Origin of the sequence: Streptomyces sp. A012304, assembly GCF_026008495.1 — a bacterium.
GTDB lineage: Bacteria > Actinomycetota > Actinomycetes > Streptomycetales > Streptomycetaceae > Streptomyces.
The window spans coordinates 93,250-115,015 of sequence record NZ_BQUN01000182.1; the positions used below are offsets into that span (position 1 = coordinate 93,250).

General features: G+C 72.3%; 21 protein-coding genes. 13 read left to right on the top strand and 8 right to left on the bottom strand.

Annotated features, from left to right (window positions below; translation table 11 throughout):
• Window positions 1–1,314 (bottom strand): DUF418 domain-containing protein, encoded by a 1,314-nt coding sequence (locus tag ALMP_RS36355; RefSeq protein WP_375803588.1) that lies wholly within the window; start codon window positions 1,312–1,314, stop codon window positions 1–3.
• A gap of 193 nt (window positions 1,315–1,507) precedes the next feature.
• On the opposite strand from ALMP_RS36355, the gene ALMP_RS36360 reads away from it, so the two are divergent.
• Together ALMP_RS36360 and ALMP_RS36365 are read left to right on the top strand one after the other, a co-directional pair.
• On the top strand, window positions 1,508–1,981 hold the full coding sequence (locus ALMP_RS36360) for a carboxymuconolactone decarboxylase family protein (RefSeq protein WP_264936130.1): 474 nt from the start codon (window positions 1,508–1,510) through the stop codon (window positions 1,979–1,981).
• A gap of 233 nt (window positions 1,982–2,214) precedes the next feature.
• Entirely contained in the window at window positions 2,215–3,861 is a 1,647-nt protein-coding gene (locus ALMP_RS36365; RefSeq protein WP_264936132.1) for an MFS transporter, read from the top strand.
• 37 nt (window positions 3,862–3,898) lie between these two features.
• On the opposite strand, the gene ALMP_RS36370 is transcribed toward ALMP_RS36365, so the two are convergent.
• Window positions 3,899–3,979, bottom strand: a complete 81-nt coding sequence (locus ALMP_RS36370; protein WP_375803597.1) for a hypothetical protein — start codon at window positions 3,977–3,979, stop codon at window positions 3,899–3,901.
• A 164-nt stretch (window positions 3,980–4,143) separates the two neighbouring features.
• On the bottom strand, window positions 4,144–5,856 hold the full coding sequence (locus ALMP_RS36375) for an IlvD/Edd family dehydratase (protein ID WP_264936135.1): 1,713 nt from the start codon (window positions 5,854–5,856) through the stop codon (window positions 4,144–4,146).
• Between the two features lie 50 nt (window positions 5,857–5,906).
• Between ALMP_RS36375 and ALMP_RS36380 the strand changes: the two genes are divergently transcribed.
• The 3 genes from ALMP_RS36380 to ALMP_RS36390 all read left to right on the top strand — a co-directional run bounded on the left by ALMP_RS36380 (window position 5,907) and on the right by ALMP_RS36390 (window position 8,852).
• Window positions 5,907–6,731: an IclR family transcriptional regulator gene (locus ALMP_RS36380; RefSeq protein ID WP_375803589.1), complete on the top strand. Its 825-nt coding sequence runs from the start codon at window positions 5,907–5,909 to the stop codon at window positions 6,729–6,731.
• A 232-nt stretch (window positions 6,732–6,963) separates the two neighbouring features.
• Entirely contained in the window at window positions 6,964–7,824 is an 861-nt protein-coding gene (locus tag ALMP_RS36385) for a fumarylacetoacetate hydrolase family protein (protein WP_264936137.1), read from the top strand.
• Window positions 7,821–8,852, top strand: coding sequence for a zinc-binding dehydrogenase (locus ALMP_RS36390; protein ID WP_264936139.1), 1,032 nt, complete (start codon window positions 7,821–7,823; stop codon window positions 8,850–8,852). Before ALMP_RS36385 ends, ALMP_RS36390 begins: the two co-directional genes overlap by 4 nt.
• Window positions 8,853–8,937: 85 nt before the next feature.
• Here the strand turns inward: ALMP_RS36390 and ALMP_RS36395 are convergent, their stop codons facing one another.
• Window positions 8,938–9,384 carry a DUF6086 family protein gene (locus ALMP_RS36395; RefSeq protein ID WP_264936141.1) on the bottom strand — a complete coding sequence of 149 codons (447 nt, stop codon included), beginning with the start codon at window positions 9,382–9,384 and terminating at the stop codon, window positions 8,938–8,940.
• Between the two features lie 297 nt (window positions 9,385–9,681).
• On the opposite strand from ALMP_RS36395, the gene ALMP_RS36400 reads away from it, so the two are divergent.
• From ALMP_RS36400 to ALMP_RS36410, 3 genes are all read left to right on the top strand, one after another.
• Window positions 9,682–10,143 (top strand): SRPBCC family protein, encoded by a 462-nt coding sequence (locus ALMP_RS36400; RefSeq protein WP_264936143.1) that lies wholly within the window; start codon window positions 9,682–9,684, stop codon window positions 10,141–10,143.
• 141 nt (window positions 10,144–10,284) lie between these two features.
• Window positions 10,285–12,633 (top strand): FG-GAP-like repeat-containing protein, encoded by a 2,349-nt coding sequence (locus tag ALMP_RS36405; protein WP_264936144.1) that lies wholly within the window; start codon window positions 10,285–10,287, stop codon window positions 12,631–12,633.
• 259 nt (window positions 12,634–12,892) lie between these two features.
• Window positions 12,893–13,738 carry an LLM class flavin-dependent oxidoreductase gene (locus ALMP_RS36410; protein WP_264936145.1) on the top strand — a complete coding sequence of 282 codons (846 nt, stop codon included), beginning with the start codon at window positions 12,893–12,895 and terminating at the stop codon, window positions 13,736–13,738.
• On the opposite strand, the gene ALMP_RS36415 is transcribed toward ALMP_RS36410, so the two are convergent.
• Entirely contained in the window at window positions 13,708–14,799 is a 1,092-nt protein-coding gene (locus ALMP_RS36415) for an aldo/keto reductase (protein WP_264936147.1), read from the bottom strand. The two genes, ALMP_RS36410 and ALMP_RS36415, sit on opposite strands and share 31 nt — an antisense overlap.
• A 110-nt stretch (window positions 14,800–14,909) precedes the next feature.
• On the opposite strand from ALMP_RS36415, the gene ALMP_RS36420 reads away from it, so the two are divergent.
• A complete protein-coding gene (locus ALMP_RS36420) occupies window positions 14,910–15,530 on the top strand; it encodes a TetR/AcrR family transcriptional regulator (RefSeq protein WP_375803590.1) in 621 nt (206 codons plus the stop codon).
• A 156-nt stretch (window positions 15,531–15,686) separates the two neighbouring features.
• Window positions 15,687–16,475: a DUF5995 family protein gene (locus ALMP_RS36425; protein WP_264936151.1), complete on the top strand. Its 789-nt coding sequence runs from the start codon at window positions 15,687–15,689 to the stop codon at window positions 16,473–16,475.
• 150 nt (window positions 16,476–16,625) lie between these two features.
• On the opposite strand, the gene ALMP_RS36430 is transcribed toward ALMP_RS36425, so the two are convergent.
• Window positions 16,626–17,387, bottom strand: coding sequence for a ZIP family metal transporter (locus ALMP_RS36430; protein ID WP_264936153.1), 762 nt, complete (start codon window positions 17,385–17,387; stop codon window positions 16,626–16,628).
• Between the two features lie 250 nt (window positions 17,388–17,637).
• Between ALMP_RS36430 and ALMP_RS36435 the strand changes: the two genes are divergently transcribed.
• A complete protein-coding gene (locus ALMP_RS36435) occupies window positions 17,638–18,237 on the top strand; it encodes a hypothetical protein (protein WP_264936155.1) in 600 nt (199 codons plus the stop codon).
• A gap of 118 nt (window positions 18,238–18,355) precedes the next feature.
• Window positions 18,356–19,129, top strand: coding sequence for a DUF6193 family natural product biosynthesis protein (locus ALMP_RS36440; RefSeq protein WP_264936157.1), 774 nt, complete (start codon window positions 18,356–18,358; stop codon window positions 19,127–19,129).
• A 12-nt stretch (window positions 19,130–19,141) separates the two neighbouring features.
• On the opposite strand, the gene ALMP_RS36445 is transcribed toward ALMP_RS36440, so the two are convergent.
• The gene (locus ALMP_RS36445; protein WP_375803591.1) at window positions 19,142–19,333 is read right to left on the bottom strand and encodes a hypothetical protein; all 192 of its coding nucleotides are present in this window, start codon (window positions 19,331–19,333) and stop codon (window positions 19,142–19,144) included.
• A 22-nt stretch (window positions 19,334–19,355) separates the two neighbouring features.
• Complete coding sequence (locus ALMP_RS36450) at window positions 19,356–19,532, bottom strand: hypothetical protein (protein ID WP_264936159.1); 177 nt, start codon at window positions 19,530–19,532, stop codon at window positions 19,356–19,358.
• Window positions 19,533–19,699: 167 nt separating this feature from the next.
• Between ALMP_RS36450 and ALMP_RS36455 the strand changes: the two genes are divergently transcribed.
• The gene (locus ALMP_RS36455) at window positions 19,700–21,715 is read left to right on the top strand and encodes an FtsX-like permease family protein (protein WP_264936161.1); all 2,016 of its coding nucleotides are present in this window, start codon (window positions 19,700–19,702) and stop codon (window positions 21,713–21,715) included.
• Window positions 21,716–21,766 lie beyond the last annotated feature (51 nt).

A 21,766-nucleotide genomic window follows, 5' to 3' on the forward strand; every position in this document is an offset into this window, starting at 1 on the left:
TCACCCCGCTTGACGCGCCGCCACATCCGGTGACCGCCGGGGCCCGTACACCAGCCGGCGCAGCAGTGTCTCGGCCGGGCCGCGTCGTCCGGCCCGTTCCAGGACGTACGCCCCGGCCACCGTGATCAGCCAGACGCCGATCGCGAAGAGGGCCATGGTCGCGCTGGTCAGGTGTTCACCGAGGCCGAGACCCCAGGCCGCCAGCAGCGGGGAGAAGAGCAGCGAGTGCGTCAGGTAGCAGGACAGCGATCGCTTGCCGACCGCCGACACCGCGTCGAAGGCGGTGGCGCCCCACCGGCCCGGCCGGCGGGGCCGGTTGGTCCACCAGTGCGTGAACAGCGCGACCGCGGCGACGTAGCCGATGCCGGCGGCGTTTCCGGTGAAGTCCCGCAGGATGGTGAGCGCGCCTTCCTCGCTCTGGGCGTCGTCCGGCACCTGGAGCGCGCCGACGTGGGCGAGCGCGGCGGGCAGGGCGCCGAGCCAGCCGACCGCGATGCCGACGACCGCGGTACGGCGCAGCAGCCGCAGATGCTTCCCGGGTTCCTCCAGGACGCGGCGGCGTGCCGCCCAGAAGCCGAGCAGGAAGATCAGGTAGCCGCCGCCGAGGAGGGTCAGCGGGGCGGCGGCGAAGGTGATGTACAGGCCCGTCGTCAACCGGGTGGTGAGCGCCGTGAGCGCGTTCTCCTCACCCGACCCGTACGCCTCGTAGTCCGCCTCCGCCTCCGAGTTCCCCAGGGACCCCAACTCGCCCTGGAGCGTGGCTGTCACCACGGGTAGGGCCGTGAAGAACACCAGCTGCGCGGCCGCGATCCCGATCCACCACTTCAACGCGCGGTCACTGCGCCTGATGAAGAGCGGGCCGAGGACGAGGCTCAGCAGCCCGTAGTAGCCGACGATGTCACCGGCCATCAGCAGGGTGGAGTGCGACAGCCCGATGACGATCAGCCACAGACTGCGCCTGCGCAGGACCCCCACCGCGGCGCGCGCCGGGGTCCCGGCGCGGGTCTGCCGCAGGTAGAGCTGCGTCATCCCGTAGCCGAAGAGGAACGCGAACAGCGGGTAGACCCGCAGATCCAGGACGGTGATCATGGTGAACTGGACCGCGCGGTCGGCCCACGTGCCGTCGACCGGCTGCCAGCCGGAGGGGCCGTGCCGGGCCGCCCAGAGGTGGAACGCGGTGTTGGACAGGACGATGAGCAGGAGCATCAGACCGCGCGCGAGATCGGGCGCCGGCGCCCGCTCCTCACCCCGCACGGCCCCGCGCCGCAGCGGCGCCTTCCTGGCGTTCTCGGACTCGGTGTCGGTCGTCGTCACACGGCCACGCTAGGAAAGCGCCCGGTACCGGGACATCGGTCTTGGGTCTCGGCGCGGCCTACGAAGGTATGCCGTCCGGGTCTTTTGGTCGCCCGCCCGGGGACGTGGGCGAGCACCGGCGGCGGCCATGTCACAGGAGGCCGGGCTGCCTCGTCTCAGAGGTGCTGCCACTGACGACGACGAAGGAGCAGACATGGACGCGCGACTGAACTACTTCGCCAGCCCGACCGCGGGCCCGGTCCTCAAGCACTTCATGGCGGCGGGCCGGGCGATGAAGGACTCGCCGTTGCCCGCCGCGACGCAGGAGCTGGTGGCGCTGCGCGTCAGCCAGATCAACGGCTGCGCCGTCTGTATCGACATGCACACCAAGGACGCCGCCGCCGCGGGCGAGACCTCCGTACGGCTGAACCTCGTGGCGGCGTGGCGGGAGGCCACGGTCTTCACCGAGGCCGAACGCGCCGCCCTGGAGCTGGCGGAGGAAGGGACCCGGGTCGCGGACGCGGGCAGGGGCGTCAGCGACCAGGTGTGGGCGTCGGCCGCCGAACACTACGACGAGGAACAGCTCACGGCCCTGGCCGTCCTGGTCTCCTTCATGAACGCGGTGAACCGGCTGAACATCATCGCCCAGCAGCCCGCCGGCGACTACGAGCCGGGACAGTTCCACTGACGTGCCGTAGCCACGGGCGCGCGTCCGCCCTCGGCGCGGGGATCGCGTACCCCCTCGCGCCGAGGCCGGCCCCGAGGCATGAGTCGAGAATCCTCCGAAAACAGGGGTCCGATGTCGCCTTTCCGGGTTCCGGCGGGTGGTGGCCGGGTCCGGACCGCGGCGGCACGGAGGGTGTGCACGCCAGCCCACAACCCCGTTGATCAGCGCTTCCGGCGCTGCGAGGGAGAGTCTCCGTGAATGCCACGACCCCGGCGAACGCGCCGCAGGAACGGCGTGCCGCCACGCTCGTCATGGCCTGCGTCGGCATGTTCGTCGCCTACCTGCCGGTGACCACCGTCTCGGTGAGCCTGCCTGCCATCCAGCGGGCCCTGAACGCCTCCACCTCCCAGCTGTCCTGGGTCACCGACGCGTTCGTCCTGCCGATGGCCGCCCTCATCCTGACCGCCGGCGTCTTCGGCGACGTACTCGGCCGCAAACGGGTCTACCAGGCGGGCCTCGCCCTCAGCGGTCTCGGCGCCCTCGTCGCCCTGTGCGCGCAGTCCGTCCAGGTCCTGTGGGCCGGCCAGGCCCTCGCCGGACTGGGCTCGGCCGCGCTGCTGCCCACCACCCTCGCCCTGATCAGCCACGCCGTTCCCGACCCGCGCGAGCGCGGCAAGTTCATCGGCCTGTGGGCCACCTCCCTCTCTGTCGCCCTGGCCATGGGCCCGCTCCTGGCCGGCGTCGTCGTCGACCACTTCGCCTGGCGTTGGATCTACCTCCCCACCCTTCCCGCGTCACTGCTCGCCATGGCCTTCGCCGCGAGACTCCTGACCGACTCCCGGGCGCCGGGCTCCCGCCGTCTGGACTGGCCCGGCCAGCTCACCGCCGCGCTGGCGATCACCGCCCTGGTCTACGGAATCATCGAAGGCGGAGCCGAGTCGTTCACCGACACCCAGGTCTTGGTCGCGCTGTCCACCGCGGCCGTCGCCGCTGTCGCGTTCGTCCTGGTGGAGCGCCGCAGCTCCAGCCCGATGCTGGATCTGACGCTGTTCCGGAGCCCGGCCTTCACCGCCACCACCCTCATCGCCATGATCAGCTTCCTGGGCCTGATCGGGTTCTTCTTCGCCCTCAGCCTCTACTTCGGCATGGTCCAGCGTCTGTCCACCCTGGACGCCGCCTGGCGCCTGTTGATGGTGACGATGGGCCCGCTGCTGCTCGGCGCCCCGGTCGGCAGGCTCGTCCACCGGGTCTCGCCGCGTGTTCTCATCCCCGGCGGACTGCTGGTCATGACGGCCGCCCTGCTGTCCCTCACCGACCTCGACGTGCACACCTCCTTCGGTTCGATGGCCTGGCGGTTGGCGCTGCTCGGACTCGGCATGGCCTTCGTCATCACACCGATGACGGCCACGGCTGTGAGCTCGGTGCCGTTCCCCCAGGCGGGCATGGCCGCCGCCGCGAACAACGCCCTGCGTCAGGTCGGCGGCGCCCTCGGCCCGGCGGTCCTCGGCGCCCTGCTGTCCACCAAGGCCGTCGACGCCCTGCCCGGTCACCTCACCGACGCGGGCCTGACCGAGCGGACGGTGCAGCAGGTCGGGGCGGTCGCCGGTCACGGCGGGCTCGGCGCGGTCGGCGGGCTCGACCTCGGCGCGGACACGCCGCGCGTGCTGGGCGCGCTGTCCGAGGCCTTCCTCGACGGCCTGCACCTCTGCCTGATCGTCTCCGCCGTACTGACCCTGCTCGCCGCCGTCCTCGGAGCGCTGCTGCTGCGCCGCCCGCGGCACACCGCACCGCCCGCCGAAGCCGGCACGCGCCACACGGTGCCCGCCGCTCCGGGACCCGAGCGGCATCGAGAGGGAGCGGGAACTCCCTCTCTTTCCTTGCCGGGCCGGCCCAACGGCTGAGAACCCGGCCTCGGCACAGTCGCCCGCGGCCTCGGCGTCAGTACGTCGCGCGGCCGCCGCTGATGTCGTGGACGGCGCCGGTGGAGAAGCTGACCCGGTCCGAGGCCAGGAACGTCACGAGCTCCGCGACCTCTTCGGGGCGCCCGACGCGTCGCGTTCGGCCGCGGCGGCGCCGAGCCCGCCCGCGCCGTCGGTGACGAGGGCGGTCCTGGTGGTCGTCATCTCTCTCCCGCCGGCCGGGCGAGCGGATCCGGGTCGGCGGCCCGGGAGGGGCTTCGGCGGTCAGTGCGATTCACGGCTGACCTCCGAGCCGCTGGACCCGACGAGGAAATCGAGGTCGGCGCCGGTGTCGGCCTGCCGCACGTGGTCGACGTAGAGGCGCTCCCAGCCGCGTGCGGGGTCGGCGAAGCCGGCGGTGGTGGCCGCGTTCGGGGTACGTGCGGCGAGTTCGTCGGCGGGCACGTCCACGTCGATGCGCCGGGCCTCGACGTCGAGGCTGATGACGTCGCCGCTCCGCACGAGCGCGAGGGGACCTCCGGCGGCGGCCTCGGGGGCGACGTGCAGCACGACGGTGCCGTACGCGGTTCCGCTCATCCGGCCGTCGCAGACGCGGACCATGTCACGCACCCCCCGCTCCAGCAGCTTCCTCGGCAGGGGCATGTTGGAGACCTCGGGCATGCCTGGGTACCCCTTGGGTCCGCAGCCGCGCAGCACGAGGACGGAGTCGGCGTCGACGTCGAGATCCGGGTCGTCGATGCGGGCGTGGAAGTCCTCGATGGAGTCGAAGACGACGGCCCGGCCCCGGTGGCGCAGCAGGTGCGGCGAGGCGGCGGCGGGTTTGACGAGGGCGCCGTCGGGGGCGAGGTTGCCGCGCAGCACGGCGATACCGCCCTCGGCGACCAGCGGTTCGGAGCGCGGGCGGATGACCTCGGTGTCCCAGACGCGGGCGTCGTCGAGGTGGTCGACGAGCGGCCTTCCGGTGACGGTCAGCGCGTCGGGGTCGAGCAGGTCACGGACCTCCCGCAGAACGGCGAGCAGGCCTCCGGCGCGGTGCAGGTCCTCCATGAGGAAGCGGCCGGCCGGCTGGAGGTCCACCAGGACCGGCACGGGGGAGCCGATGCGGTCGAAGTCGTCGAGCGTCAGGTCGACGCCGAGGCGGCCCGCGATGGCCAGGAGGTGGACGACCGCGTTGGTGGAACCGCCGATCGCGGCCAGCGCCACGATCGCGTTGTGGAAGGACGCCTTGGTCAGGAAGGAGCCGGGCCGCCGGTCGAGGCCGACCATGTCCACCACCAGCCGTCCGGTCCGGTGCGAAGCCTGGAGCAGTCGGCTGTCGGGGGCGGGGGTGCCGGCCGTACCGGGGACGACCGTGCCCAGGGCCTCGGCCACGAGCGCCATGGTGGAGGCGGTTCCCATGGTGTTGCAGTGGCCGCGGCTGCGGATCATCGACGACTCGGAGCGGGTGAACTGCTCCTGGGTCAGGGTGCCGGCGCGGACCTCCTCCGACAGCCGCCACACGTCGGTGCCGCAGCCCAGCGGCGTTCCCCGGAACGTGCCGGTCAGCATCGGACCGCCGGGAACGACGACGGCGGGCAGATCGACGGAGGCGGCGGCCATCAGCAGCGACGGGATGGTCTTGTCACAGCCGCCCAGCAGGACGACGCCGTCGATGGGGTTGGCCCGCAGCATCTCCTCGGTGGCCATCGCCGCCATGTTGCGCCAGAGCATGGCCGTGGGACGGACCTGCGTCTCTCCCAGGGAGACCACGGGCAGGTCCAGCGGAATGCCTCCCGCCTCGTACACACCGTCACGGACCGACGCGGCCACCTCGTTCAGGTGCGCGTTGCAGGGGGTCAGATCCGAGGCGGTGTTCGCGATGGCGATCTGCGGACGGCCGGAGAAGGCGTCCTCGGGGACACCCCGGCGCATCCAGGCCCGGTGGATGTAGGCGTTGCGGTCCTGACCCGCGTACCACTGCGCGCTGCGAAGTTTCACAGAACAGCCCTTTCCAATAATTGGTACGACGGTCTAATCTGTGGAACGTCATGAAGCATACGCACATGTCCGACGGACCGGCAGCCTCTGACGCCGGCAGCGCGGAACGCGCCGACGGCAGCCGCCTGGTGGGATCGGACCGGGTCCTCGCCGTCCTCAAGGAACTCGCGCGGTATCCGGACGGTGTGGGGCTCGAAGAGCTCACCCGGGTGATCGACAGCCCCAAGCCGACCGTGCACCGGGCCCTGGGCGCCCTGCGCCGGGCCGGTCTGGCCGATCAGGACGCCCGGGGCCACTACCTGCTGGGCGACGAGTTCCTCCGGATGGCCTTCGCTCACCACGAGGCCCGCCCCGAGCACGTCCGCGTCCGTCCCGTGCTGGACGCGCTGGCCGGCCGGTTCGGCGAGACCGCGCACTACGCGGTGCTCGACGGCCGGGAGGTGGTCTACCGCGCCAAGGTGGACCCGCCCAGCGGCGCCGTCCGGCTGACATCCACGGTCGGCGGACGCAACCCGGCCCACGCCACCGGTGTCGGCAAGCTCCTGCTCGCCCATGAGGTGCGGACCCTGGAGCAGGTCCGGGCGTGGGCCGCCGACGCCCCGCTCGTACGACGGACGCCGCGGACCCTGTGCACCGCCGAGGCCCTGCACGCCGACCTCCAGGCCACGCGCGAGCGGGGTTACGCCCTCGACGACCAGGAGAACGAGACCGGGATCAACTGCCTGGCCCTGCCCGTGTACGCGACGTCGCCCACGGCCCCCTCCGGAGCGGTGAGCATCAGCGCGCTGACCTACCGGACCCCCCTGCGGACGCTGGTCGACGCCGTCGAGGAGATCCGCGATGCCCTCGGCCCGCTCGACGCACCACACCAGTGAGCGCGCGATGCTCCCGGTGACGACGGTCCTCCGCCCGACCGGACCCGCACACCCTCGTCGCCACCACCGCCACCGCGGAACTCGGCGCCGGGCAACGGCACGCGCGCCCCGACTCCGGACGGCCCTCCAGCGCCCGTGCCGATGTGCCGGGCGCCCCCGTGCCCGACCGGGCGGCCCGCCCCGGCCGCTTGCCCCCACCTCCTGACCGCCGCCCCACCCTGGAGACCCACCCGTGTATCTCATGCGCATCGGCGCCCCGGGCGCCGAGAGGCCCGTCGCCCGCGTCGACGAGGGCACCTACGTCGACCTGTCCGACGTCGTCACCGACTTCGACGAAGCGTTCTTCGGCTCGGGCGGCATCGACCGCGTCCGCCCCGTGGTGGCCGAGCGTGCGGCCGCCGGCCAGGTGTCCCTTTTCGACGGGGAACGCGTCGGCGCCCCGATCGCCCGCCCGCACCAGATCCTGTGCGTCGGGCTCAACTACCGTGACCACGCGGCCGAGAGCGGGATGCCCGTGCCCGACGAGCCGATCCTGTTCACCAAGTCGCCCAACACTCTCATCGGTCCGTACGACGACGTGCGTATCCCGCGCGGGTCCACCAAATGCGACTGGGAGGTGGAACTGGGCATCGTGATCGGCAAGCGCACCAGCTACCTGGACTCGGTGGAGGAGGCGCGCGCCGCCATCGCCGGCTACCTGGTCGTCAACGACGTCAGCGAGCGCGCCTTCCAGCTGGAACGCGGCGGACAGTGGGCCAAGGGCAAGTCCGCCGAGACGTTCAACCCCGCCGGTCCCTGGCTCGCCACCACCGACGAGATCGACGACGTTCTCGCACTGGACATGTGGCTGGACGTCAACGGCGTGCGCCGCCAGAACGGCAACACCAAGACGATGATCTTCGATCCGTACTTCATCGTGCACTACCTCAGCCAGTTCCTCGTCCTGGAGCCCGGCGATCTCATCAACACCGGCACCCCGCCCGGTGTCGGCATGGGCTTCGACCCGCCCGTCTGGCTGCGGCCCGGGGACGTCATGGAGCTCGGCATCCAAGGCCTCGGCACACAGCGCCAGCACGTGCTCGGCCCGCGGTGAGCACACGCTTGATACGCGCGCTCGTCCTGACGGCGCCCGGCGTGTGCTCGGTGCGGGAGGTGCCGGCGCCGGTGGCCGCTCCGGGTGAAGTCGTCGTCGATGTCGAGCGGGTGGGTGTCTGCGGCACCGACGTGGAGTTCTTCACCGGTGAGATGGCCTACCTGCACCAGGGGCATGCCGCCTATCCGATGCGGCTGGGCCACGAGTGGGCCGGCCGCGTGACAGCCGTCGGCGACGGCGTCGATCCCTCCTGGGCCGGCCGTCGGGTCATGGGCGACACCATGCTCGGCTGCGGTACGTGCCGTCGCTGCCGTCGCGGCCACCAGCACGTCTGCGAGGAGCGGCACGAAGTCGGCATCCGGAACGGCCGGCCCGGCGCCCTGGCCGAGCAACTCGCCGTTCCCGTCGGATCGTTGCATGTCCTGCCCGACTCCGTGGACCCCGTGCTCGGCGCGCTGGTCGAGCCGGGAGGCAACGCGCTGCGGGCCGCGCGGGCCACCGAGGCGGGCGTGGGCGACCGGGTGCTGGTGCTGGGGCCGGGAACGATCGGCCTGCTGGTCGCGATGTTCGCCCGGGCCGCCGGGGCGGAGGTGCATCTGATGGGGTGTACCGACGACTCTCTCGCCTTCGCGCGCTCGCTGGGCTTCACCCATGTCTGGCGCGAGGGGACCGTCCCGGACCTGCCGTTCGACGCGGTCGTCGACGCCTCCAACGCCACCCGTCTGCCGGCCCTGGCCCTCGACCTGGTCGAGCCCGCCGGACGCGTCGTGTACGTGGGGCTGGCCGGGGCGCCCAGCCGCATCGACACCCGCACGCTCGCCCTGAAGGACGTGACCGCGGTCGGCGTCCTGTCGGCCTCCCCGGGGCTCGACGCCACCATCAAGGCGTACGCCGAGCAGGTCGTCGATCCTCGGCCGCTCGTGGCCGTGACCGTCGGCCTGGACCGCATCGGCGCCGTACTCGCCGGCGAGCGTCCGGCAGATGCGGGGCCGGGCCCGAAGATCCAGGTCGATCCCCGCCTGGGGTGAGTCGTCGTCCGGCGAGCCCTCCAGAGGGCGGAGACGAACGGGACGCGCCCGAGCGGCCCGCCTTGGGGCCGACCCGGGCGCCGGCTCAGCGAGCCATCCAGCGGTCCAGCTCCCGCGCCCGTGTGTCCAGAGCGTCGGCGAGGGCGGTCGACGAGGTCCGAGGAGGGCCCGGGACCTGCACGTCGTGCCGGGCGCCACCACGCCCGGGGTCGCAGTCGGGGTCGGGAGTCGCCACCTCGATCCCCGCCCGCCGCGCGAGCGCGACCGCCGTCGCCACGAAGCCCTCGGAGAGCGCGCGGATCACGGAGTGCCCCGTCCGGCCGTACCAGGCGACCAGTGCGCGTACGAACTCGGCGTACACGGCCGGATCGATCTCCAGCGTGTCCGGGTCGCCCCAATGCCTGCCCTGGCCGATCCCCGAGGGCAGCGAGAGTTCCGCCTCGAACACCTGGAGCTGGCGCATGAAGAGGCGGCCGACGCCGCTCGACGGGTTCCACAGCGTCTCGTCGTCGATGTCGAAATACATGCTCATTGCCGATCCCCCTGCTCAGCCGCCCCGGCACAGGCTAGATGATCGGACCGGCGGCAGGCATCCGGGTAAGACGGCGCCCGGACGGCGCCGAGGGGCCCTCTCCCGGTCGGCGTCGGTGAGAACGGCGAAGGTGCGGCGGCCGTCGGCCGGATCGCGCATGCGCCGGACCCTGGAGCCGACGGGCGGAGGCCTGTGGTCGTAAACAGGGTGTCCTCGGGTACTCGGCCCCTGTGCCGAGGCCGCAGGCTGGGCGTTCGTCCTGGCTGCGGCTGATTCAGCAGAGAGGGAGGCTCTCAGATGAGCATGGTCAAGGAAGCGGTGGAAGTCGAGGTTCCCGTGCGCACCGCTTACAACCAGTGGACCCAGTTCGAGGAATTCCCTCAGTTCATGGAAGGGGTCGAGGAAGTCAGGCAGGTCGACGACCGCCACAACCACTGGACCACCAAGATCGGCGGGGTCAAGCGCGAGTTCGACACCGAGATCGTCGACCAGCTGCCCGACGAGCGCATCACGTGGCGCACCACGACGGGTGACACCAAGCAGAAGGGCACAGTCCGCTTCCAGCGCCTGGACGACACGCACACCCGGGTCGAGCTCGTCATGGATGTCGAGCCCACCGGCGTTGCGGAGAAGACCGGCGACATGCTGGGCATGATCGATCGGCGTGTGAAGGGTGACATGCGGCGCTTCAAGGAGTACATCGAGGGCCGCGGCGGCGAGTCCGGGGCCTGGCGCGGGCGCGTCAAGCCCGGCGATTGATCTTCCTTCCCGCGCCCTGGGCCGGGTGAAGAGACGAGGCGGAACCTGACAATCAGGTTCCGCCTCGCCCATGAGCCACCCGTGAGCCACCCGTGAGCCGTCCGTGAGTCACCCGTGAGCCGCGCCGGAGAGCCTGCCTGTGTGGCCATCGAGATGGTGCGCCCCCTGCCGCGCGACGGCGTCGGCCGGCCGCTCGCCGTCCTCGGGGAGGTGCGCCGCCCTGACGATCATTCAGTTCTGTACAACCCCTGGGAAGTCCTGCGGGTCATAGTCTCCAAGACGACGACGGGACTCCTCGTCCACCAGGGGGCTGACATGACCACCCGCACGATCAGACGGACACGACACACCTCGCTCACGATCGGGATCGCCGTCGCGCTGGCGGTCGGTGGTCTCGGTCTCTCCCCGGCGCCCGCGGCGGCCGCGCCGCGCGTGGCCGACGACGAGATCGTCTTCCCGCTCGGCACCAGGGGCGGCCTCAACGGCTACATCGAGACCCTCGCGCTGGGCGGCGGGAAGCTCAGCGTGCTGGGGACGGCCGACCCCGAGCCGAACCGCGGGCTGTGGGAGTTCGACCTCCCGGCCGTCGGCACCCCGCAGCCGGGACCCCGCAAGCTCGCGGCCTCCGACGTCTGGACGAACTACCCGTGCGAGGGCGTCGACCCCGCGGAGTACACGTGCAGCGCGTTCTACTCCAGTCTGTGGGCGCTCGGCGACGGCCGGGTCGGCTTCATGACGCCGTGGGGCGGCCAGGACGCGCTCGGCGGCGGGGCGCCCGGGAGCGAGCTGGGCCTCGGCCCGTTCGGCTGGGACTCCCCGGACCGTGTCGTGGCGGCCGGCGGTTCGTACATCGCGATCAACGACGGGAGCGTGCAGCGCATCGGCTCCTTCGACCCGGAGGTGGCGTGGCCGGGGCAGATCCACAGCCGGGCGGTCACCGCGATGTCCATCTGGGGGACGAAGATCTGGAAGCCGGGCAGCGCCGCCGGCACGGTCAACTCCTACGACCTGGTCACCAAGGCGAACTCGGCGAACGTGACACTCGGCTCCGGCTGTGTCCCCGACGACCTGCAGGCGGTCGGACGGTGGCTGTACTGGCGCTGCTCCGCGTCGGACAAGGCCGGGGTGTGGGATCACAGCACCGGCAGGAACATCCCCGTCCCCGGCGCGCTGCCCGCCAAGGTCGGGGACGGCTACCTGATCCAGCGGTCCGAGGGCGCGCGGACGGTGACCCTCACCGACTTCCACCGCGGCGGGGGCCACGCGGCCGCCACCACACCCTTCTTCACCGCCCCCGAAGACGGGGGGATCGGCATGCTGACCGTCGACCGGTACGGCGGCCATGTGGCCTATGTCGACGGCGAGCGCATGATCCACATCCGGCCGGTGTCGGTGCCGCGGTCGCGGATCAGCCTGTTCGACTGGCGCACGGACTCCACCGTGGACCTGCGCACGGCGAGCGACCGCCTGTGGGAGGGCACCTGGCGGCTCACCCGCCCGCCCGCGTCCTGGAAGCTCACCATCAAGGACGCGTACGGCGCCACCGTCCGCACCCTCACCGGTACCTCCCACGAAGGCGCCGCCGTCCGCGTCGCGTGGGACGGCAAGGACGACGCGGGCGTGAAGGCGGTGAGCGGCCGCTACCACTGGACCATGACCGTGGACCCGGGCGACGGCGGCGCTGTCCGCACCCTGCCGACCGGGAACTTCTGGCTCTCCGGTGGCCGGTCCGCCGTCCGTGACGCCGACACCGACGGCTACGGCGAGCTGTACACGATGACCAACGGCGGCCTGCTCGAGGCGCACCGGTTCTCCGGCGGCACGCTGACCACGTCCCGCGGCTGGTCCGGCTGGGACCCGGCCACCCGCTTCATTCCCATCGGCGACATGACCGGCGACGGCTGCTCCGACATGCTCGGCAAGACCACCGACGGCAAGCTCTACCGGCACTCCGGCGGCTGCACCGGCGTCTACCTGCCCGACACCGAGGGCACGCTGGTCGGCTCCGGCTGGGGCGGCTTCGACACCGTCGTCGCCGCCGACGACTTCACCGGCGACCACCGCCCCGACCTGCTGGCCCGCCAGGCCGCGACCGGCTACCTCTACCTGTACAAGTCCAACGCCCAGGGCCTGATGGGCCCGGGTGTGCGCGTCGGCACCGGCTGGAAGGGCTACACCATCGCCGGCGCCGCCGACGTGACCGGTGACGGCATCGGCGACCTCCTCGCGCGGGACGCGGGCGGCGAACTGTGGCGCTACGACGGCAACGGCACGGGCGGTTTCAAGCCCCGGGTGCTGGTGTTCGAGGACTGGGGCGCCGGCCGCAACGCGATCGTCACCGTCGGCGACGTCACCGGCGACGGTTTCCCCGACCTCGTCTCCCGCACCACCGACGGCAAGCTGCTGCGGAACAAGGGCTGGGGCGACGGCACCTTCAGCGCCACCTACACCCTCGCCTCCGGCTGGCAGGCCTACCGCGCGCTGTTCTGAGCCGTCCGGCCGGACCACGGCCCGCGCCCGGACCGCACGGGCGGGCGCGGGCTGCCAGGCCGCGGGTCTGCGACCGCCAGGCGCGCCCCGCGGCCTGAAAATCGGCTTGTCGCGACAGAGCGCGGCACCCTAAGTTGAGATCACTTCGACGAGACGTTCCCCCCAGAAGTACGCCGCAGAGCGGGAACGTTCCACCTTGCTGAGGTGCCGGAGGGGCGGCAGAAGTCCTTGTCGACCCTTCCCTTCGGAGGTTCCCTTCATGAACGTCGGTATCGGCCTGCCCATCGCCGACCCCGCCACCCTGCTGAGCTGGGCCGAGCGCGCCGACGCCGGGCCCTTCAGCACGCTCGGCCTGCTCGACCGGCTCGTCTACCACAACCCGGAACCGCTGGTCGCACTCGCCGTCCTCGCGGGCGCCACCTCCCGCGTCCGCGTCCAGACCGAGGTGCTGCTCGCTCCCCTGCGCGACACCGCCCTCCTCGCCAAGCAGGCCGCCACCTTGGACCGGATGACAGGAGGCCGTCTGGTCCTCGGCCTGGGCATAGGCGGCCGGGACGACGACCACCGGGTCACCGGCATCGACAAGCGCACCCGGGGCCGGCGTCTCGACGAGCAGATGGCGGTGATGCGCCGACTGTGGTCCGGCGAGCCGTACGGCGACGACATCGGCCCGATCGGTCCCGCGCCCGCCCGCCCCGGCGGCCCCGAGGTGCTCTTCGGCGGCTTCAAGCCCGCCGCGATCGAACGCGTCGCCCGCTGGGGCGACGGCTTCCTCGCCGCCGCGGCACCCTCCTGGGCAGGCGGCCTGTTCGACACCGCCCGGAAGTTCTGGAGGGAGTACGACCGCGCCGGCGAACCGCGCATCGTCGCGCAGGTCAACGTCGCGCTCGGCCCTGAAGACGTGATCCGCGACGCCCGGGCCCACATGCACGCGTATTACACCTTCACCGGCATGGCCGACCGGATGGTGGCCGGAATGCTCACCACGCCGACCGACATCCGCGACGCGATCACCCGCTTCGCCGACCTCGGCGCCGACGAGGTCATGCTCTACTGCTACGGCGCCGACCCGCGTCAGGTGGACCGCATCGCCGATGCCCTGTGACGTGACACCGGTGTCGGCGGCGTGAGGCCGCCCACGGGTGGATTGAGACGGGCGAAGCCTTCCTGGCGTTCGTAGGGGAAGTACGGGTAGGGCGCTGCCCTGCCGCTCGCCGCGTCGAGTTTCGCCATCTGGTCGGGGGTGAGTTCCCAGCCGACGGCACCGAGGTTCTGCCGGAGCTGTTCCTCGTTGCGGGCGCCGATGATGACGGAGGACACGGTCGGCCGCCGCAGCAGCCAGTTGATGGCGATCTGCGGTACGGCCTTGCCGGTCTCCCGCGCGATGTCGTCGAGGGCGTCGACCACGCGGTAGAGGTGCTCGTCCTCGACCGGCGGGCCGTAGTCCGCCGTCCGGTGCAGCCGGCTGCCCGCCGGCAGCGGTTGACCGCGGCGGACCCTGCCGGTGAGCCGTCCCCAGCCGAGCGGGCTCCAGACGAGTGCCCCGAGGCCCTGGTCGAGGCCGAGGGGCATCAGCTCCCACTCGTAGTCGCGGCCGAGGAGGGAGTAGTAGACCTGATGGGCGATGTAGCGCGGACGCCCGTACCTCTCCGCGACTGCGAGGGACTTCATCGCCTGCCAGCCGGAGAAGTTGGAGATCCCGAGGTAGCGGACCTTGCCCGCGCGCACGAGATCGTCGAGCGTCGACAGGACTTCCTCGACCGGTGTGCCGGCGTCGAAGGCGTGCAGCTGGAACAGGTCGATGTAGTCGGTGCCGAGCCGGCGCAGCGCGTCCTCGCACGCGGTGATCAGGCGCGACCGGGAGGAACCCGCATCGCCCGGACCGTCGCCCATGGGCAGGCCGGTCTTGGTGGACACGATCACCTGCTCCCTGCGGCCTTTGATCGCATCGTCCAACACCTCCTCGGACACGCCGCCGGAGTAGACGTCGGCGGTGTCGAACATCGTGATCCCGGCGTCGAGGCAGATGTCCACGAGGCGGCGCGCCTCCCGGGCATCGGTGGTGCCCCAGGCGCCGAACAGTGGTCCGCGGCCTCCGAAGGTCCCGGCGCCGAAGCTCAGCGCGGGGACCTTGAGTCCGGACGCACCCAGCCGCCTGTATTCCATGACTGCTCCCCCATTTTCCTCAGCTGCCTCCGCCTAACGGTTCTCCAGTCCCGTTAGCGCGCTGCGTTAAAGTAGCACGCGTCAGCCATTAACGAAACTGGGGTCCCATTATGAGTTCGATGGAGCCGGGGACCGTCCGGCCGGGAGGACGTACGGCGCGGGTTCGGGCGGCGGTGCTGCAGGCGGCCGGAGACACCCTGGCCGAGCGGGGCTTCGCCCACCTGGACCTCGCTGACATCGCCCGCCGTGCGGAGGTGGGCAGGACGACCGTCTACCGTCGCTGGGGAACGGCGACCGGCCTGGTGGCCGACCTGCTGATGGACATGGCCGAGCAGTCACTGCCGCGTACCGAGACCGGCTCCCTGCTCGGCGACCTGAAGGCCAACGCCCGGCTGGTGCGGCGCACCTTGGCCGACCCGCGGCAGGGCGCCCTGTTCAAGGCCGTGATCGCGGCCGCCACCTGCGAGGCCAAGGCGGCCGAGGCCCTGCGTCACTTCTACGACATCCGCGTCAAGGAGTGGGCACCCTGCGTCCAGCAGGCCATCGACCGGGGCGAAGTGCCCGAGGACACCGACACGCACGAGGTGATCCGTGCTGTCTCCGCCCCCCTCTACTACCGCCTGCTGACCACCGGCGACCCCCTCGACGAAGCCGCCGCCGACCGTGCCGCCGAGGCCGCCGCGTCCGCCGCGCGCGCGGGAGCGTACCGGCGCGGCCAACGACGTGGGTGATCCACCGGCCTGGCCAGGCGGCAGCCGCGGCGGGAGCCGAACGGGGCAGGCGTCCCGTTTCCTGTACGGCGGGGACGTTCCCCGGTGTGCGGTGGTAGGACGGGGCCTAAAGCGGTGCTGTGGTCGTAACGACGCGCTGGGAGAGGGGAGTTGGGCATGGCGGCAGAGAACATCGATGATGTCGTGGACGGTCTTGCCGGGATCGTGCGGGAGGCCGGCCGCGCCGGTGACCGGGTCGGGTACTTCGCGGCGCTGTACCGACAGGTGACCGTCGAGGTCCGCACGGCCATTCGCGGTGGGCTGTTCGACGACGGCGCCCGCATGGACCGTTTCGACACGCTCTTCGGCAACCGCTACTTCGACGCGTACGACGCCTGGCGTCGTGACCGGAGCGGGCCGCGTTGCTGGCGTGAGGCGTTCGGGCTGCTCGACGACGCCGACACCGTCATCGTCCAGCATCTGATACTCGGCGTGAACGCGCACATCAACCTCGACCTGGCCGTCGTCGCCGCGCGGACCAGCCCGGGCGAGGCCATCCACGCGTTGCGGCGTGACTTTCTGCTGATCAACGACATCCTCGCGCGGGTGGCGCTGTCGGTGCAGGACTCGGTCGGCGCCCTGTCGCCCCTCATGTCGCTGCTGGACCGGATCGGAGCCCGCACCGACGAGCGGATCCTCGACTTCAGTGTCCGTCAGTCCCGCGAGGAGGCCTGGTACAACGCCGTGCTGCTCGCAGGCCAGACCGAGGAGGAGCGCGAGGCCACCATCGAGCGGCTGGACGTCCGGGCCGCCGTGCTCGCACGGTTGACAGCGCGTCCGGGCGGCCTGGTCCGGCCGGCCCTGCAGTTGATCCGGGGCACCGAGAGCGATGACGTGCCGGCCGTCATCGCCCATCTGGACAACGTCATGGAGCGCCCCTCCGCCCGCCAGGGCCACCACGGCTGACGGCCCGACAGCGGGCAGGCGGCGGCTTCAGTTTCAGTGCCTGTTCCGCCGCGCCCGGCTGCCGGACCGGGCTCCATGGGCCGCGTCGGCAGCGCGAGAGGCCCCTCGCCGCCGGATTGCCCGGGCATGGACCGCGCACGCCGATCGACGTCAGGCGTGGGACAGCGCGAAGGAGACCAGGAAGCCGCCGACCGTGACCAGCCCGATCGCCAGATGGGCCTCCTGGAACGCCTCGGGAATCATCGTGTCGGCGATCATGGCCAGGATCGCGCCGGCGGCCACGGCCGTCACCGCGGCGATCACAGCGGGGGAGAAACCTCCGACGACGCTGTAGCCGAGGACCGCGGAGACGGTACTCGCGGCGGTGATGGCTCCCCAGACGCCGAAGACGTAACTCCTGCCGCGTCCGGCCTGTTTCATCCCCGCCGAGCTGGACAGCCCCTCGGGGATGTTGCTGATGAACACCGCTGCCACCGTGACCGAGCTGACCGCGCCGCCGTCGAGCAGGCTGACGCCGATCACGGCCGACTCGGGTACGCCGTCCAGCAGCGCGCCCAGCGCCAGGGCCAGACCCGAGCCGCTGTGTTCCCGCTCGGACGGCTGGGCCTGGGCCGGGCGATGACCTGACCGCTTGCGATGGCGGGCACCCCGGCGCGCCAGCCACAGATTGCCCACCGTGTAGGCCGCTGCCCCGGCCAGTGTCCCCACGGCCGCCGGAGCGAGCCCGCCCTGATCGTAGGCTTCGTCGATCAGCTCGAAGGAGACGGCCGAGAGCAGCACGCCGGCACCGAATGCCATCACCAGCGCGATGACCTTCTGCGGTACGCGCAGCGCATAGCCGAACACCGCTCCCAGCAGCAGGGCGGAGCCTGCCAGCAATCCCCAGGCACCTGCCTGAACCACCTCGGACATGCCGCCACGTCTACCCCTGCGAGCCGCGAGTAGTACCCGTGGAGTTCCAGGTCGCGGTCGAACCCGCGACGGAGGGAACCGCGGCCCTGGGCGGGCTCGTGTCCCCGTACGGGTGGAAGGGAAACCGGGCGAGTTTCGCGGGGGAGTCATGCAGATCGTCGAGGTCACCGGATATGCCGTCAGATCCGCTGTGATCACCATGAGGCGGACGGGAAAGCCACTCGAATTCGTGATCTTCCCGATGCTGCACGTGGCATCGCCGACGTTCTACTCCCAGGTCCGCCTCAGGCTCAGGGGATGCGACCTCATCGTCATGGAGGGAGTCCGGGGGCAGTCGGCCGGGTTGAGCGCCCTCACGCTTGCCTACCGGTTCGCCCCACGACGTCGGCGCAACGGGCTGCAGGAGCAGCGCGACGAGCTGCTGATTCCCGAGTCCGTGCCGGTCGTCTACCCGGATGTGACCGCGGCGGAGGCGATCGAGGACCTGAAGACACTGTCGCGGTGGACGTACCTGCTTCTCCTGGTCGCGGCGCCCGTGATGGGCCTGGTGTTCGCGCTGCGCGGTCCGCGCGCCTTCCTCGACGAGGACCTGGCGGTCGACGATCTGCCGTCGACGCTGCGGGCGGAGATGCTGGCCGACGACCCGGTGGAGCACGCGATGACCGATCGGCGCGACGAACGGTTGCTCGACGCGCTGGGCGAGATCCACGCGGAGCGCGCCGACGAGCCGATCCGGGTGGCCGTCGTCTACGGAGCCCGCCATGTCCCGGCGATCGTGGCGGGGCTGATGAGTCGTCACGGATACCGGGCCCGTGAGGCGGAATGGCTGACCGTCCTCGTCCCGGCGTAGATCGCGGGGCCAGGCCGGTTCCGCCTGGTCCGGCAGGCGGCGGCGGGCATGGCCACCGTCGGCGGCACCCTCTTCCTGCCGTGGTGACGGCAGGCCGTGGTGAGGGCAGACTACGGGGGTGAACTCCGACCTGTATCCCGAGCTGGCCGCGGCGGGCGGCCTCGCTGCCGCGCTGGAACAGTCGGCGGCCGGCCGCGGTGTCGATCTCACGGTGCTGTCCGGCAACTGGGGGGCACTCGCTTCGGCCCGCATCGCCTCCTCGGTCCCCGAGCGCGAGCCGCTGTCCGTCCACATCGGCGCCGAGAGCCGCTGGTTCGGTGTCTCCGGCTGGAGCCAGGGCATCGAACTCATCACCGGAGGCACGCCCGACCTGGCGGATGTCGTCAGGGCCGGGGTGGCGTGGGGGCGGGGCAGGAGCCTGCGGGAGATACGGGCGGAACTGCCGTTCCTGCGTTCCGGTGAGCGTGCCGAAGCCCATCAGCGCGGACCGGGAGCGGTGGTGGAGTCGCAGTGGCGTGCGATGCGGAGAAGGGCGGCCGAGGCATCCCACTTCCCCGAGTTCGGTGCGCTCGTGGAGGCGGCTCATGCCGAACCTCGGCTGCGGCAGCTGTATGTGTTCCGCAGCCACTGGACGCTCGGCTTCAGCTCCTGCACCGGGTACCCGTTCCGGACCGAGGTCGCCATCGCCCCGTCGCACGGCGACAGCCCGTACCGCGTACTGAGACACTCCCACACCGATGTCATCAGTGAGGCCGCCACGGCCGCGGAGGCCGCCGAGCTGGCGGTGGCCGGCCTCCCCGCAGGCCTCGGCCCCGCCGTCACGGGAACCGCCGCCCCGAGCGACGAGGAGACCTGGCGTCCCGTCGACCGGTCGACGGAAGCCACCCGCTGACCTCGCCCCTTCCTACGCGCGGGGCGAGCGGGTCCGGGTCCCGGCCGGGAGCACCGCCCGCACCTCCCACCCCACGCCGCCGCGCGGCCCGGCGTCCAGTTCGCCGCCCAGCGCGGTCACCCGTTCCTTGAGGCCGACGAGGCCGAAGCCGCCGCCGTGGGCGGCCGCCGGAAGCTGGCTGCCGCCGCGGCCGTTGTCCGCCACCGACACCTCCAGGCGGCCGGTGTCACAGCACGGCGGTCAGCCCGACGAGCACCACGGCCAGGGCCGGCCAGACGGGGTCCGCCGTCGGCAGGACACTCGTCCCGTCGGAGCCGGCGAAGAGAACGTCGACGACACAGGCGGCGAGCAGGACACCCACGGCGAAACCACGGGCGCAACCCCGGGCGGAAACGGACTTCATACCGGCCACCGTAGGCCAGGGCCCCGGCAGCGGGATCAGCCGATCGGTCGAGGGGCCCGCCGGCGATCCGGCCGTTCGGCCGAGGCGCGCGCCCGGGCCCGCGGGCGAGGGTGGGGCCGCGTCCCCACCCCGGACATCCCGATGACCCCGACGACCCCGGAGCCCCCATGCGTTCCCCCGTCCTGCGCCTGACCTGGCACCTCGCCAGGTCCTCCGGCCGCCGTGGACTGCAGTCCCAACTGCTCGCGGCCGGCGCCGCCGCCGTCGGCTCGTTCCTCCTGCTGGTGATGATCGCCGCCGCCCTCGGCGCGGGCGCCCGCGCCGACCGCACCACATGGCGCACCCCCGACGCCGTACCGGCGAAGCGGGCGACGGCCGTCCAGGCCACGACCACGACGTACGTACGCCGGGAACCCGTCACCGTCGTGAACCTGGCCCAGCTGCCCGACCGTGCGCGGACCCCCGCGCCGCCCGGCCTGCGCGCCTTCCCGGAGAGGGGCGAGGTGTATGTCTCCCCGGCCCTGGCCGAGCTGTTGCACACGCTCCCCGCCGACCGGCTCGCCGACCGCCTCCCGCACGTGAAGTCGTACGGCACGATCGGCGCCGCCGGTCTCGCCTCACCCGACGAGCTGGTCGCGGTGGTCGGCCGGGCGCCCGGCGACCCCGCGGTCTCGCCGACGGCGGGGGAGCGGAACTACTTCGACGAGGGGCTGACGGAGCGCGCACCGGTCTCCGGGTTCTCCGGCACCGACAGGAGCGTGTTCACCGGCATCGACCAGGGGACCGTGCTGCTGGGCGTGGTGCTCCTCGTCATGCCGGTCGTCGTGCTGGCCTCGGCCGCCGGACGCCTCGGCGCGGCCCGGCGCGAGCAGCGGCTCGCCGCGCTGCGGCTGGCCGGGGCGACCCCCCGGCAGATCCTCGCCATGACCGCCGTCGAGGCGGCGGGAGTCGGCGCGGTCGGGGCCCTGGCGGGCGCGCTCGCCCACACGGCACTGCTGCCCGCGCTCGCCGAGCTCCCGTACGGCGTCGGCGCCTGGTACACCGGGCAGCTGTGGGTGGGACCGGTGTGGTTCGCGGCGGTGGTGCTGGCCGTCACCGCGCTGATCACCGTCAGCGCGGTGACGATGCTGCGGCAGGTGGCCACCTCGCCCCTGGGCGTGGCCCAGCAGGCGAACCCGCGCCGCACCCGGGCGATCCGCCTGGTGCTGTTCGTCGCGGTCCTGCTCTGCATCTGGGCGACCACGGGCGACAGCGGCCGGCTGCAGACCCGGCAGCTGATCGCCCTGCTGCTGCTCTTCTACGGTGCTTTCTGGCTGCTCGGTCCCTGGGTCGTGGACCGGCTGGGCCGGATCGCGGGCCGTTTCGCCAAGCGCCCGGCCACGCTGCTGGCCGCGCGCCGGCTCAGCGACGACCCGCGCGGTGCCTGGCGCACCGTGAGCGGCCTGGTGCTCGCGGGGTTCGTGGCCGGGTTCTTCTCCGTCAGCACGCTGGGCTCCGAGGGGCCGCGCCACGACGGCCAGGTGGCGGTGATCACCGCGAACGCCTACGACGCCCGGCACACCGCGGCCGAGGCCCGCACGCTCCTGCGCGAGGCGGGCGTCACGGCGACCGTCGCCGTCACGAGTGAGGACGACTACGACAGCCTGCTGGGCGGTGTCGACGGTGTGATCGCCCAGGTCTCCGGCGGCCAGGACCGCGTCGACACCGCCGTCACCGCGCTGACGCCCCTCGGGTCGGGCAGGTACCCCATCACACAGGAGTACGTGTCCGCGGCGGACGACACGGCCACCGCCCGCGTCGCCACCGTCAGCACCGCCACCCTGGTGCTCAGCTTCCTCGCGGCAGCCGCCTCGGCCGGTCTCACGGCCGCCGCGAACGTCCTCGACCGGCGCCGCGTGTACGGCCTGCTGCGGCTGTCCGGTACCCCGCTGGAGGTGCTGGACCGGGCCCGGATCCGCGAGACCGTCATCCCGTTGGCCGTCCTGGCCGGCGGCACCACCGCGATGGGCGCCTTCGGCGCCATGCAGCTCAACAAGGCGGCCGGCACCACGATCAACACCTCCGGTGCCGTGCAACTGGTGCTCTGCGTGGCCGTCGGCGCGTTGGCCATGCTCGCCGCGATCGCCGGCAGCAGGCCGTTGCTGCGGAAGGTGACCGGGGGGCCGGCACAGACGGCGGACTGACGCCGTCGCGCGCCACGGCACGCGCCGCCGCGCGGGCGCCGGTGCGGGCCC